11 protein-coding genes and 1 pseudogene are annotated in these 12,357 nt (G+C 65.8%); all 12 read right to left on the reverse strand.

All coding sequences use genetic code 11. The annotated features are described in order from the left end of the window. Nucleotides 1–113: 113 nt before the first annotated feature. Nucleotides 114–654: pseudogene (locus CXQ81_RS05610) on the reverse strand (ABC transporter ATP-binding protein); the annotation flags it as partial. A 144-nt stretch (nucleotides 655–798) separates the two neighbouring features. Further along, complete coding sequence (locus CXQ81_RS05615) at nucleotides 799–2,937, reverse strand: TonB-dependent siderophore receptor (protein ID WP_101336706.1); 2,139 nt, start codon at nucleotides 2,935–2,937, stop codon at nucleotides 799–801. A 158-nt stretch (nucleotides 2,938–3,095) separates the two neighbouring features. Next, nucleotides 3,096–4,478 (reverse strand): PepSY domain-containing protein, encoded by a 1,383-nt coding sequence (locus CXQ81_RS05620; protein ID WP_007930931.1) that lies wholly within the window; start codon nucleotides 4,476–4,478, stop codon nucleotides 3,096–3,098. A 146-nt stretch (nucleotides 4,479–4,624) separates the two neighbouring features. Further along, nucleotides 4,625–6,760, reverse strand: a complete 2,136-nt coding sequence (locus CXQ81_RS05625; protein ID WP_101336707.1) for a TonB-dependent copper receptor — start codon at nucleotides 6,758–6,760, stop codon at nucleotides 4,625–4,627. A 91-nt stretch (nucleotides 6,761–6,851) separates the two neighbouring features. Then, on the reverse strand, nucleotides 6,852–7,205 hold the full coding sequence (locus CXQ81_RS05630; protein WP_371860895.1) for a DUF2946 domain-containing protein: 354 nt from the start codon (nucleotides 7,203–7,205) through the stop codon (nucleotides 6,852–6,854). Between the two features lie 105 nt (nucleotides 7,206–7,310). After that, nucleotides 7,311–7,805 (reverse strand): copper chaperone PCu(A)C, encoded by a 495-nt coding sequence (locus CXQ81_RS05635; RefSeq protein ID WP_101336709.1) that lies wholly within the window; start codon nucleotides 7,803–7,805, stop codon nucleotides 7,311–7,313. Nucleotides 7,806–7,853: 48 nt separating this feature from the next. Next, nucleotides 7,854–8,252 (reverse strand): DUF2946 domain-containing protein, encoded by a 399-nt coding sequence (locus tag CXQ81_RS05640; RefSeq protein ID WP_101336710.1) that lies wholly within the window; start codon nucleotides 8,250–8,252, stop codon nucleotides 7,854–7,856. Nucleotides 8,253–8,365: 113 nt separating this feature from the next. Further along, complete coding sequence (locus CXQ81_RS05645) at nucleotides 8,366–8,689, reverse strand: DNA-binding protein (RefSeq protein ID WP_007932872.1); 324 nt, start codon at nucleotides 8,687–8,689, stop codon at nucleotides 8,366–8,368. Nucleotides 8,690–8,694: 5 nt separating this feature from the next. Further along, on the reverse strand, nucleotides 8,695–9,030 hold the full coding sequence (locus CXQ81_RS05650) for a type II toxin-antitoxin system RelE/ParE family toxin (protein ID WP_101336711.1): 336 nt from the start codon (nucleotides 9,028–9,030) through the stop codon (nucleotides 8,695–8,697). Between the two features lie 205 nt (nucleotides 9,031–9,235). Continuing rightward, nucleotides 9,236–9,949 (reverse strand): cobalt-precorrin-6A reductase, encoded by a 714-nt coding sequence (locus CXQ81_RS05655; protein ID WP_101336712.1) that lies wholly within the window; start codon nucleotides 9,947–9,949, stop codon nucleotides 9,236–9,238. Further along, nucleotides 9,946–11,043 (reverse strand): cobalt-precorrin-5B (C(1))-methyltransferase, encoded by a 1,098-nt coding sequence (locus CXQ81_RS05660; protein ID WP_101336713.1) that lies wholly within the window; start codon nucleotides 11,041–11,043, stop codon nucleotides 9,946–9,948. The genes CXQ81_RS05655 and CXQ81_RS05660 overlap by 4 nt, the downstream gene beginning before the upstream one ends. A gap of 108 nt (nucleotides 11,044–11,151) precedes the next feature. Further along, nucleotides 11,152–12,357: a precorrin-6y C5,15-methyltransferase (decarboxylating) subunit CbiE gene (gene cbiE / locus CXQ81_RS05665; RefSeq protein ID WP_101336714.1), complete on the reverse strand. Its 1,206-nt coding sequence runs from the start codon at nucleotides 12,355–12,357 to the stop codon at nucleotides 11,152–11,154.

Genomic DNA, 12,357 nt, shown 5'->3' on the forward strand with positions numbered 1-12,357 from the left:
TCCGTGATCGATCACGTACAGGCGATCGCAGAAGGCGGCGGCCAGGTTCAGGTCGTGGATGCTGGCGAGGGTGCCGATGCCCAGGCGCTTGACCCGTTGCAGCAGCTCCAGCTGGTAGCGCGGGTCGAGGTGGTTGGTCGGCTCGTCGAGGATCAGCAGTTGCGGTTGCTGGGCCAGGGCGCGAGCCAGGATCACCCGCTGCTTTTCCCCGCCGGACAAGGTGGCGAAGGCATGCGCCTCGAAACCCAGCAGGCCCACCGACTCCAGCGCCTGGCGGGCGATGGCGCGGTCTGCGGCGCTGTCGCCGTCGAACAGGCCCTTGTGCGGGGTGCGGCCCATGGCGACCACTTCTGCGACGGTCAGGCCGAAGGCATCGGGGAACTCCTGCAACACCACGGCGATGCGTTGCGCGCACCAGCGCGGCGTCTGCTTCCAGACGTTGTAGTGATCGAGCCGGACTTCGCCCTGGTCCGGCCGGCTGAAGCGATAGCTGCAGCGCAGCAGGCTGGTCTTGCCGCTGCCGTTGGGTCCGATCAGCCCGACGAATTCCCCCGGCGCCACGCGCAGGCTGGCCTCACGCAGCTGGAACTGGTGATGACAGTGGCCCTGGCCCAGGGGTGTCCAGGCCAGGTTGGTGAGGTTCAGCGAGGTCATGCCGTGTCCGTGTGATGCCCTGTAGCCGCTGCCGAAGGCTGCGAAAAGGTCCGCAGGACCTTCCGAGGACCTCAAGAGCGCGTGTGCTGCGTCGGAGTGCCGCGCAGACCGATCGCAGCCTTCGGCGGCGGCTACAGGTATTGGTTAAAAGGCGTAATCGGCGGTCACGAAAAACGACCGCGGTTCGCCGAGGATCCATTGCTGGCCCTCATTGTATTGGCTTTGCGCGTATTGCCGGTCGAACAGATTGTTCAGCTGCAAACCGAAGGTGGTATCGCGCAGGGCTTTCCACGACAGCACCGCGTCGACCACGGTGTAGCTGGGCAGCTCGTTGCGGTTGGCCAGGTCGGCGTAGCGGGCATCGACATAACGCACCCCGGCGCCGGCCCGCAGGTTATCGGTCACCGCCTTGTTCAGCCACAGGTTGGCGGTGCGCCGTGGCACGTCCACCGGGCGATTGCCGCTGCGCGAGACGAACTGGTTGCCGACCTGTTCTTGGAAGTCGTCGTACTCGGCCTTGACGATGGCGGCATTGGCTTGCAGTTGCCAGGCGTGGGGCAGTTGCAGCTCGAGGCTGGCTTCCAGGCCACGGGACGATTGCTGGCCGACCTGTTGCTTGAGCGTCGGGTTGCCCGGGTCGTCGGTCAGCAGCTTCTTCTTGACGATGTGATAGGCCGCCAGGGTCCACTCGCCGCGCTGGTCCCAGAACATCTGCTTGAGGCCGATCTCGCTCTGCCGGGCGCGGGCCAGGTCGTATTGCTGCTGGCTCGGGCTCAGGGAAATCAGGCCGCCGACGCCGTCGGTGCTGGTGGCGTACTGGCCGTAGAACGAGGTGTCCGGCGTCAGGGCGAACACCAGCCCGGCCTTCCAGTTGTTGCCGGTCAGGGTCTTGTCGCTCTGGCTGCCGTCCACCAGGTTGTCGCGATCCACCTGCACGTAGTCGCGGCGCACGCCGGTCACCAGCGACCAGCGCTCGCTCAGTTGGGTACGGTTTTCGGCGAAGGCCGACATCTGTTTGGTGGTGCTCTGGAATTGCGGGCGATAGGCCGAGGCGCTGTCGAAGCGGCCCTTGTCCGGGTGTTGCAGATCCAGCGGCTGGCCATCCGGCAGCGCATCCTTGAACGGCGAGTTGCTATTGAGCTGGAAGCGGATGCGGTTGTAATCGACCCCGGCCAGGGTCTGGCTGTCGAGGCCGAACAGGCTGTGCTTGAAGGTGAAGGTCTGGCGATCGCCGACCTGCTCCTGCTGGTGCTTGATGGCGAAATTGCCGCTGCGCAGAAGCTGCTGGCCGGCGGTGTCCCAGCTGTAGTTCTCGGCGTTCTGCCAGCGGCGCTGGGCCTTGAGGTAATACAGCTCGTTGCTGGCGCTGACGCTGTCGGAAAGCTGCCACTCGCTGGTCAGGCGCGTCCACTGATCGTTGTAGTGCTGCTTGTCGTTGCCGATGTTGTAGTTCTTGTCCCGCAGGCCCTCATGGAAGCGGCCATTGACCAGCGGGGTGCCGAAATCATTCATCGGCTGCTGGTCGCCGTAGTCGTGGGCGAGGGTGAACGCCAGGTCGTCCGTGGCCTGCCAGCGCAGCGCCGCGCTGATGAAGTCGCTGGTGCTGTCGCCGCGATCGATCCAGCCGTTGCTGCGCAGGCGGTTGAGGTTCAGGCGATAGCTCAGGGTGTCGCTCAGCGAGCCGCCGCTGTCGAGGGCTTGCTGCTGGCTGTCGTAGGAACCGTAGCCGAGGCGCAGGTGGTTTTCGATCTCGCCGGCGAAGGGTTTCTTCGGGATCACATTGACCACCGCGCCGGTGGCGCCTTCGCCATACAGCACCGAGGCCGGACCGCGCAGCACATCCACCCGCTCCACCGACCAGGTGTCCACCGGGAAGGTCACGGTGCCCATGCCGCTGTACAGGCGATTGCCGTCGTACAGCTGCATCACCGAACCCTGGCCGGTAAAGCCGCGCGCCGACAACGAAGTGCCGCCGTCGCCGGGCGTGCCGGTGCGGCTGATCCCGGTGCTGCGCGACACCGCGTCCTGCACGCTGCGGTCGCCGCGCTGGCGAATGCGCTCGCCGCTCAGGCTCTCGGTGCTGGCCGGGGTTTGCAGGGCGCTCAGGCCCAGGCGCGAACCGGCGGTGGTCGGGGTGTGCAGGCTGATGTCCTGCGTATCGATGGCAGGCGCGCTGATGGTGCCGGTGGGCAGTATCAGGGGGGCGTCGTCGGCCTGGGCGGAGTGATTCAGGGTCAGCAGGCAGAGGCTGGACGCCAGGAGCTTAGTTGTCGGGCGGTTCATCGGGGCGGCTGAGTCGCTTCTTCGAGAGGGTTACCCGCAGCATGGGCGGCTGCGGGTAGGGGATCTTACACTTTAATGTTACAAAGTAACATTATGCGTGTCGTAAATTGAACCGACAGCAGTCTACAGATCCCTCTAAACCGCGCATCTCGCCTGATTCATGATGAAGATGAGGCTGATTCAGTCGAGCGGTTCCAGCGCGACAACAGCACGCGATCCAGCAGCCACACGGCCACCAGCGAGGCCCCGACCAGGGGAAAGGCCACGGCCAGCGCCAGCATGATCGCCATCGCGGTTTTCCATTTCGGCAGGTCATGGCGCAGCGGCGGTACACCGAGGCGCCCCTGAGGACGACGCTTCCACCAGATCACCAGGCCGCTGACGGCGCTCAGCAGAATCATCAGGCAGATCAGCAGCACCACGATCTGGTTGAACGGGCCGAACATCTTGCCTTCGTGCAGCATCACCCCGACTTCGGTGGCGCGGGCGACGTTGCTGTACTGCTGCCAGCGCACATCGGCCAGGACCTTGCCGGTGTACTGGTCGACATGCAGGGTGGCGTCGTTGCGCGGGTCGTCGGCGAACACGGCGATGGTGAACACGCCGCTGGCGCTGGTCGGCAAGGTGATGCTGTAGCCGGCTTCGACCTGGCGCTGGGTGGCGATGTCCTGCACCTGCTGCAGGCTGACCGTGGGCGCCGCCGGGCCTTCGTGCGCGGCGCCGTGGGCCATGTGTTCGGCATGGTCGCCGGACATCGGCAACGGTGTGTTCTCCATGGCCCAGGGCACGGTCTGGCGGCTGGCGGTGTTGAGCTCGCCGGCCTGCTGGTCGGACTTGGGCACGTCGTTCCACATCGTCGCCGGGAAGCGATTCCACAGCTCGGCGTATTGCTTGCCCCAGAAGCCGGTCCAGGTCATCCCGCTGAGCAGCATCACCAGCAGGAACGCCGCGCCCCAGAAGCCGACCACGGCGTGCAGGTCGCGCCACAGCACACGGCCGCGGCTGCTGAACCGCGGCCACAACACCCCGGCCGAAGACTTGCCGCGCGGCCACCACAGGTACAGCCCGGACACCACCAGGACGATGCCCCAGCCCGCGGCCAGTTCCACCAGGCGGTCGCCGAGGGTGCCGATCATCAGCTCGCCATGAATGGCCCGGGCGATGGCTTGCAGATTGTTCTTGGCGTCTTGCTCGCCAAGGATATTGCCGTGGTAAGGGTCGACGAACACATTGAGTTCGCCACCTTCCTTCTGCACCACGAACTGCGCGCTGCGTCCGGCTTCGAGCGGCGGCAGGTACTGTTTGACATGGCCCTGGGGATACGCGGCCCGGACCCGCTGGAGTTGTTCATCGGCGCTGAGCATGTGGTGCCCCGCCGGCACCTGCAGCAGGTGGCCGTACATCAGCGGGTCGAGCTGGGGTTTGAACAGGTAGATGATCCCGGTCAGGGACAGCATCACCATGAAAGGGGCCACGAACAGTCCGGCGTAGAAATGCCAGCGCCAGGCCAGGTTGTAGAAAGACACTTTCGGTTGGCTCATCAGGGAATGCTCCGCATGGGCAATTACTCTCTGTAGCCGCTGCCGATAGGCTGCGATCGGCCGGAACGGCCGCAACGTACTCAATAGCGCTGAAGGCCTTCGGCCTTATCGCAGCCCTTCGGCAGCGGCTCCATTTGTTGTTGTGTTTAGAAGCTCAGATCCACCTTGGTCCAGAGCGTGCGCCCCGGTTCGTTGATGGCTTGCGGGTCATTGGCCGGGTAGCCGAACCCGGCGTTGCCGGCCAGGTTCAGGTGCTCGGCGTAGGCCTTGCCGAACAGGTTGTCGACGCCGGTGCTGACCTTCAGGTTCTTGTTGATCCGATAGGCGCCGTTGAGCGAGAACACGCCGAAGCCGCCGCTCTTGCCGAAGTCCTTGCCGACCACGTTGCCCTTGTTTTCGTCGATGCGGTTCTGCGCCGCCACCACTCGCCACAGGGCACCTGCGCTCCAGTTGTCCGCGCTGTAGGTCAGGCCGAAACGCGCGTCCAGCGGCGGCATCTGCGGTAGCGGCGAGCCGTCGCTGCTGTTCTTGCCCCAGGCGTAGGCGAGGGTGGCGTCGGCCTTCCAGTTGTCGGTCAGCTTGTAGGCCGCGCCGAGCTCGCCGCCCATGATGCGGGCGTCGATGTTCTCGGCTTGCGAGGTCATGCCCATCATCCCGGGGCGGTAGTTGAACAGGATGTAGTCGCGTACCTGGCCGATATAGCCCGAGGCCCAGGCTTCCAGTTCCGCGGTCTTGTATTGCAGGCCGAAGTCGAGCTGGGTGGTCTTTTCCGGCTTGATCGAATCGAAGGCGTTGACCGATCCGGACGGGCCCATTTTCGGCGAGAACAGCTCCCAGTAATCCGGGAAACGTTGCGCGTGGCCGAGGCCGGCGTAGACGGTGGTCGGGCTGTCGGCCAGGTCATGCTCGTAGCGGATGAAACCACTGGGCAGAGTGTCGGCGCGGGTATCGCCGGCGGTCGGGTTGGGCCTGGCCATCATTCCGGAACCGATGCTCTGGCGGTAGTCCTTGGCCGAGGCGCGGTCCACTCGGGCGCCGCTGATCAGCCGGTCGCGATCGGCGGCGTACCAGGTCAGTTCGCCGAATGCGCCGTAATTATGGAAGTCGGCGTCCTTGGTGCGCGGCTGGTCCTTATAGGTGTCGATGCCCATGGCGCTGCGTTGGCGATGCTCGTTGGTCTGCGCATCGATACCGCTGATCAACTGCACATCGGCCCAGCGCCAGGTGGCCTTGATCCGCGCGCCGAGGGTGCGGCGGTCGACGTTGCTGGCCATGGGGCCGGCCATCATCCCGGTGCCGGACGGCGTGCGCAGGCTGTAGTTGTCCATCACGTGGTCGGCGTAGTTGTAGTAGACCTGCGCCTCGACCTTATCCAGCACCTCGCCGATATTGGAACGCTCGAAACGCAGGCCCAGGCTTTCCCGCTTGAACTGCGAGCCGTCCATGCCGCGCCCGGCGTAACGCGCTTCGCCGTCGCCCTTGCCGGCGGTGAGCTCCAGCAGGGTGTCGGCGTCCGGGGTCCAGCCCAGGGCCACGTCACCGTTCCACTTGTCGTAGCGCGACGGCACGGTGTCGTTGTTGCCGTCCTTGTAGTCGTCGGAATGGGCCTGGTTGCCGATCACCCGCACGTAACCCCGCGGTCCGCCGGCGGCGGCATCCACCACCTTGTCGAAGCGGCCGTTGGAGCCGGCCAGGACGCTGGCATTGACCCGGGTACCCAGCTCGCCGAAGTTTTCCGGCTCGCGGTCGAAGAGGATGGTCCCGGCCGAAGCGCCCGGCCCCCAGAGCACGGTTTGCGGACCCTTGATCACCGTCAGCTTGTCGTAGGTTTCCGGCGAGATATAGGAGGTCGGCGCGTCCATGCGGCCAGGGCAGGCGCCGAGCATCATGCCGCCGTTGGTGAGGATGTTCAGGCGCGAGCCGAACATGCCGCGCAGCACCGGGTCGCCGTTGGTGCCGCCGTTGCGCACCAGGGCGAAGCCGGGGATGGTCTTGAGGTAGTCGCCGCCATCGCTGGCCGGGACCGGCTGGCGCGGATCCTTGGGGTTGGTGACCACGGTCAGCGGTGAGCTGGGGGCGATGGCGGTGATCACCGTCGGGCTCAGTTCTTCGCCGTGCTGGCTGTGATCCACCGGTTGTTCGGCCGCCAGGGCCAGCGGCGTGAGCAGGGCGCCGCAGAGCAGGGCGATGGCGTGGTTGAAACGTACGCGAGGTTCGTTCAGGGCAAAGGTAGCGGGGGCCTGGGCGGAGCACAGGCGAGTGTCAGCAGAAAACCTGGACATAAAGGTTCCATCAATCATTTCGTAAACAACACGGCCAGCAGCCTGCGGCTGTCTTTTCTACAGTCGGCCGGGTGAAGTGCGGTTGAGGGGTTTACGCAATGACAGGTGGCGCGCGGGTCCGGGCGCCGGGGAACACCGTCTGCCGGGCATGGCCCAGGCGCGGCGAGGGGGTGAGGAAGTGGCTGGACGGTGAACTGTCGAGTGCTGTGAACGACAGGCTGCCAGGCAGTGCCGGGCAGTTGAACAGCAGGCTGCAATAGCCGCATTTTTCCCAGAGCGCATGGTGTTCGCCCTGGACCTTGCCGTGCTCCGTGCCGTGAGGGTTTTCACCGTGGCAGCCGGGCTCGCCCATGTTCATGTCCATCGACATGGACAGGTTCATCGGCATGGCCTGATCCATCGGCATCGACTGGGAAATCAGTGGACCGATAAAGATCATCAGCATGGCGAACAGGCTGATCCAGCTGCCGCGCCGTACTTTCAGGGGCGTGCGCACGGATCGCCGGGTGCCAGGCGAGCGCAAGGCATTCACGGTAACGATGGCCGGGGCTTATTGGGCGTGCATGTGTTCCTGGTTGCCCACGGGCGCCTGCTTCTGCACTGCCACCTCGACCGTGACGTCGCCGGATTTCTCGAAGTGCAGGGTCAGCGGGAAGCGCTTGCCGTCGCTGAGCAGGCTGCGGTCTTTGAGCTCCAGCAGCATCACGTGATAGGCCATGGGGGCGAAGGTGACGGTCGCACCTGGGGCTATCGCCACGTTGGGCACCTGCTGCATTTTCATCAGGTCGCCCTGCTGCACGTGTTCATGCAGCTCGGCCTTGCCCGAGATCGGCGAGTCGACGCCGAGCAGGCGGTCGGCATTCTTGCCGGTGTTGTGAATGACGAAATAGGCCGCCACCGTCGGTGCGTTGGGCGGCAGCTCCTGTGACCAGGGGTGGGCAATCTGCAACTCGCCAGCCTGGTATTCATGGGCGGTGGCAAAACCAGCGGGCAACAGCAGGGCGGCCAGCAGCAGGGCTTGCAGGGCCTGTACGGATTTCAACATGGCAGTTCTCCAGAACGATTCGACACGCAGATCAATTGCGAGGTGGAATCAGACCAGAGGTGAAGCGCGGGGATTGAGGCTCGGCCATTGCTGGCGTGGCGTGGGCATGACCAGCGCGGGTGGCGCGACGCTGCGGTTGGACTCGAAACGGGCGAAATACAACTGCGGCGCATGGCCTGGCAGGGCGACCAGGGGTGCCGAGCCGGAACAGCACCAGCAGTGCTGCATCGTGGAGTGATCGTCGTTCTGCGGGGCTTGCTGTTCCAGCTTGCCCAGGGAGATCGCCACCAGTTTGGTGCCGCTGGAGGAACAGAAACTGCCCCACAACAGTTGCTCGGCAGGTGCTCGATCGGCCTGCTGCATGGCTCCCGAAAGCGGCATGGCAAGCATGTTGAACAGCACTGCGAAGCAGGCGATCCAGGCAAATGCGAGCCGTTGTCGGGACATGGTGACGATCCGTCAGGTTGAGCGAACAGGGGGGTATTTAGCCTGATCGCTGTGGATAAGTAAAAAGGCGCCGTGCGGTGTGGTGTCGCAGAGCCACCTGGATTGGCCGTTCCTCAGTGAGCCGGTACCGCGCGGACCTCGATGGCCACGCCGAGCTTGGCGCGGATGGCGGCGAAGATTGCGGCCAGGTTGTCCATGCTCGGGTTGCCGCTGGCGGACAGCATGCGATGCAGGCTCTTGCTGGGCTTGGCGGTCTCGCGGGCCAGGGCTTCGAAGCCGACGGTGGCGTTGACCAGGTCGCGCAGAATGATCCGCGACATCTCCGGTTCGCCGTTGAGAAACAGCGTAGCAGCCTCGTCCAGCAGCGCCTGGGAAAACGCCGGGTCGCGCTCGGCGCGTTCGGCAATGCTGTGCTTGAAGCTTCGAGTCAGTGCCATGGGTGTCACCTCGTTTTCAGTTCGGCCTTCTTGCGGTGATGGAATTTGGCGATCAGTTTTTTTGCCTGCCTGATGTCTGCCTGCTGGCTGGACTTGTCGCCACCGCCAAACAGGATCACCAGGTGCCGGCCTTCCTGGATCAGGTAGATTCTGTAGCCGGGGCCCCAATCGATGCGGTATTCGCCAAGCCCGTCGAACCACTTGATGTTGGATGTGTTGCCCATTTCCAGGCGCAGCAGCGCGGTGGAAACCTTGACGGCTGCCTGGGTATCCAGCGTTTCGAACCAGCGACCGAAGGGGCTGCGCTGGTTCTCTTGCTGGTATTCCTCGACTGTGATCATCGTCGGCCTTAAAGGTAACAAATAAGTTACTATATGGGTAGGCCTTTGATCGTGCCGCAAAGCCTGTCCGTGGCCAACGCTGCAAGTGTTTCCTCTGTCTTCAATACGCGAAGGTCCCGTGGCGCGGCGGCCAGGGCTGTGTCCTACCGTTCAGCGGGGGACTTGGTAACTCGATGTATCGGCCGGGTTTTGCGCGGCCAGGCGGTCAGCGCAGGGCCTGGAGCAATTCGTCCAGGTCATGGAATTCCCGATCGACGGCTGGCAACGACGGCCGTTGCAGGATCAGCACCGGCACCCCACGCTCGCGCGCCACTTCCAGCTTGGGTTCGGTGGCGCTGCTGCCGCTGTTCTTGCTGATCAGCACGTCGATACGGCGGCGTTCGAACAGCTCGCGTTCGCTGTCGATCAGGAAGGGGCCGCGTGCGCCTATCACTTCGCACCGGTCATTGCCGGGGTATGGGTCGAGGGCGCGCAGGGTCCAGAACTGCCCGGCGGGGATCTCATGCAGATGCTGCAAGGGCTCGCGGCCCAGGGTGAACAGCGGGCGCTTGAAGGGTTCGAGTGCCTGGACCAGTTCGGCCCAGTCGCGGACTTCGCGCCAGTCGTCGCCGGCCTGCGCCTGCCAGGCCGGTCGGCGCAGGGCCCAGCAGGGGATGCCACACAGCTGCGCGGCCGTGGCGGCGTTCTGGCTGATTTGGGCGGCATAGGGATGAGTGGCGTCCAGCAGCAGCTCGATGCCTTGCTCGCGGATGAACCGGGCCAGGCCCTCGGCGCCGCCGTAGCCGCCGACCCGCACCTGGCAGTCCAGGTCTGCGGGCACGCGCCCGATGCCCGCCAGGCTATAGATGTGCTCCGGCCCCAGGGTCCGGGCGATGGCCAGGGCCTCGGTCACGCCGCCCAGCAGCAGTATGGGTTTCATCGAAAAGCTCCGGCATGGCCAACGATGCCGCCCTGGCGATCGATGGCGAAGACTTCGACCTGGACCTGTGGCGGCACCACGCTGCGCGCGAAATCCAGGGCGTGCTGGCACACCGCGTCGCCCAGGGCGATGCCGGCGGTGCTGGCCATGGCCAGTGCCTGCTGGCTGGTGTTGGCACCGCGGATGGCGTTTTGCAGCGTTTGGTCGGCGCCGACCGCCGCGGCCCACTCGGCCAGTTGCGGCAGGTCGATGCTGGAGTGGCGGCTGTGCAGGTCCATGTGCCCGGCCGCGAGCTTGCTGATCTTGCCGAAACCGCCACACAGGCTGAGCTTGTCCACCGGCACTTTGCGCAGGTGCTTGAGCACGGCGCCGACAAAGTCGCCCATTTCGATCAGGGCGATTTCCGGCAGGTCGTAGACGCGGCGCATGGTGTCTTCGCTGGCGTTGCCGGTACAGGCGGCGATGTGCAGGTAGCCGTTGGTCTTGGCGACATCGATGCCCTGGTGGATCGAGGCGATATAGGCCGCGCAGGAAAACGGCCGCACGATGCCGCTGGTGCCGAGGATTGACAGGCCGCCGAGAATGCCCAGGCGCGGGTTCATGGTTTTCAGCGCCAGGGCTTCGCCATCCTTGACGTTGACCGTGACCTCGAAGCCGCCCTGGTAACCCTGTTCCCGGGCCAGGGTTGCCAGGTGTTCGCTGATCATCCGGCGCGGCACCGGATTGATCGCCGGCTCGCCCACACCCAGCACCAGCCCCGGGCGAGTCACGGTGCCCACGCCTTGGCCGGCGATGAAACGAATGCCGCTGTCCGGGCTCAGGCGCACCTGGGAATAGAGCAGGGCGCCGTGGGTCACGTCGGGGTCGTCGCCGGCATCCTTGATCGTGCCGGCTTCGGCGCCGGTGTCGGTGAGGCGGCAGAACTCCAGGCGCATCTGCACCTGCTTGCCCTTGGGCAGGACGATCTCCACGGCGTCGCTGCTGGCGCCGCCGAGCAACAGGCGCGCCGCCGCCAGGCTGGTGGCGGTGGCGCAGCTGCCGGTGGTCAGGCCGCTGCGCAGCGGGGCCGGTTGTTCCGCCGTTTCTTCACGCATGCCGCGCGGCCTTGTGCAGGCGCGAGCTTGCTCGCGATAGCGTCCGCCAGACGGACCGCGTGGTCTGGATCGCGAGCAAGCTCGCTCCTACAGGGGAGGGCAGGGTGCTCATAGCGGCTTGACGAGGTCGAGCAAGGTAATGGGCAGGGCCTGGCGCCAGGTGTCGAAGTCCCCCAGCGGCAGGGCCTGGGCGACATGGATGCGGGTCAGCTCGCCGCCATGCCGTTCGCGCCAGGCCATCAGGGTCGTTTCGCTTTGCAGGGTCACGGCGTTGGCCACCAGCCGGCCACCGGGCTTGAGCCGGGCCCAGCAGGCGTCGAGCACGCCGGGGCGGGTCACGCCGCCGCCGATGAAGATCGCGTCCGGGGCTTCCAGGCCATCCAGCGCCTGGGGCGCGCTGCCGCGAACCAGTTGCAGGCCGGGCACGCCGAGGGCGTCGCGGTTGTGTTCGATCAGTTGCTGGCGGCCTGGGTCGGCTTCGATGGCCAGGGTCCGGCAGCTGGGGTGCGCGCGCATCCACTCGATGCCGATCGAGCCGCTGCCGGCGCCGACATCCCACAACAGTTCGCCAGGCACAGGTGCCAGGCGGGCCAGGGTAATGGCGCGGACGTCGCGCTTGGTCAGCTGGCCGTCATGCTGGAAGGCCGAGTCGGGCAAGCCGGCCAGGCGCGACAGGCGCGGCGTATCGGGCTCGGCCAGGCATTCAATGGCCACCAGGTTGAGGTCGGCGATGGCCGGGTCGCTCCAGTCGTTGGCGGTACTGTCGGTCCGTCGTTCGGCCTCGCCGCCCAGGTGCTCGAGCACGCTGAGACGGCTCGGGCCGAAGCCGCGTTCGCGCAGCAGCGCGGCGATGGCCGAGGGGCTGAGGCCGTCATTGCTCAGGACCAGCAGGCGCACGCCGCTGAACAGCTGGGCGCTGAGGGCCGCCACGGGGCGGGCGACCACCGAGAGCGTCACCACCTCTTGCAGCGGCCAGCCCAGGCGAGCGGCCGCCAGTGAATAAGAGGAAGGCGAGGGCAGGACATGCATTTCTTCATGAGCCACCTGCCGCGCCAGACTGGCGCCGACGCCGAACAACATCGGGTCGCCGCTGGCCAGCACGCACACCGGCTCGCCGCGCTTGGCCAGCACCGGCTCCAGTGAGAGCGGGCTCGGCCACAGCTGCCGCTCGCCGCGGATGCACACCGGCAACAGGTCCAGTTGCCGCTGGCCGCCGACGATCCGCGAAGCGCCCATCAGGGCCCGCCGGGCGTTCTTGCCCAGGCCCTTGAAGCCGTCTTCACCGATTCCCACTACTGTCAGCCAGGGCGACAT

Source organism: Pseudomonas sp. 09C 129 (genome assembly GCF_002843625.1).
In the GTDB taxonomy this organism is placed as follows: domain Bacteria; phylum Pseudomonadota; class Gammaproteobacteria; order Pseudomonadales; family Pseudomonadaceae; genus Aquipseudomonas; species Aquipseudomonas chlororaphis.

Coding starts and splice junctions, on each gene's coding strand:
- CXQ81_RS05630 (WP_371860895.1), bottom strand. CDS start 7,205: ATGCTGATGATCTTTATCGGTCCACTGATTTCCCAGTCGATGCCGATG.
- CXQ81_RS05650 (WP_101336711.1), bottom strand. CDS start 9,030: ATGATCACAGTCGAGGAATACCAGCAAGAGAACCAGCGCAGCCCCTTC.
- CXQ81_RS05635 (WP_101336709.1), bottom strand. CDS start 7,805: ATGTTGAAATCCGTACAGGCCCTGCAAGCCCTGCTGCTGGCCGCCCTG.
- CXQ81_RS05615 (WP_101336706.1), bottom strand. CDS start 2,937: ATGAACCGCCCGACAACTAAGCTCCTGGCGTCCAGCCTCTGCCTGCTG.
- CXQ81_RS05640 (WP_101336710.1), bottom strand. CDS start 8,252: ATGTCCCGACAACGGCTCGCATTTGCCTGGATCGCCTGCTTCGCAGTG.
- CXQ81_RS05660 (WP_101336713.1), bottom strand. CDS start 11,043: ATGCGTGAAGAAACGGCGGAACAACCGGCCCCGCTGCGCAGCGGCCTG.
- CXQ81_RS05620 (WP_007930931.1), bottom strand. CDS start 4,478: ATGAGCCAACCGAAAGTGTCTTTCTACAACCTGGCCTGGCGCTGGCAT.
- CXQ81_RS05655 (WP_101336712.1), bottom strand. CDS start 9,949: ATGAAACCCATACTGCTGCTGGGCGGCGTGACCGAGGCCCTGGCCATC.
- CXQ81_RS05625 (WP_101336707.1), bottom strand. CDS start 6,760: ATGTCCAGGTTTTCTGCTGACACTCGCCTGTGCTCCGCCCAGGCCCCC.
- CXQ81_RS05645 (WP_007932872.1), bottom strand. CDS start 8,689: ATGGCACTGACTCGAAGCTTCAAGCACAGCATTGCCGAACGCGCCGAG.
- cbiE (WP_101336714.1), bottom strand. CDS start 12,357: ATGTCGCCCTGGCTGACAGTAGTGGGAATCGGTGAAGACGGCTTCAAG.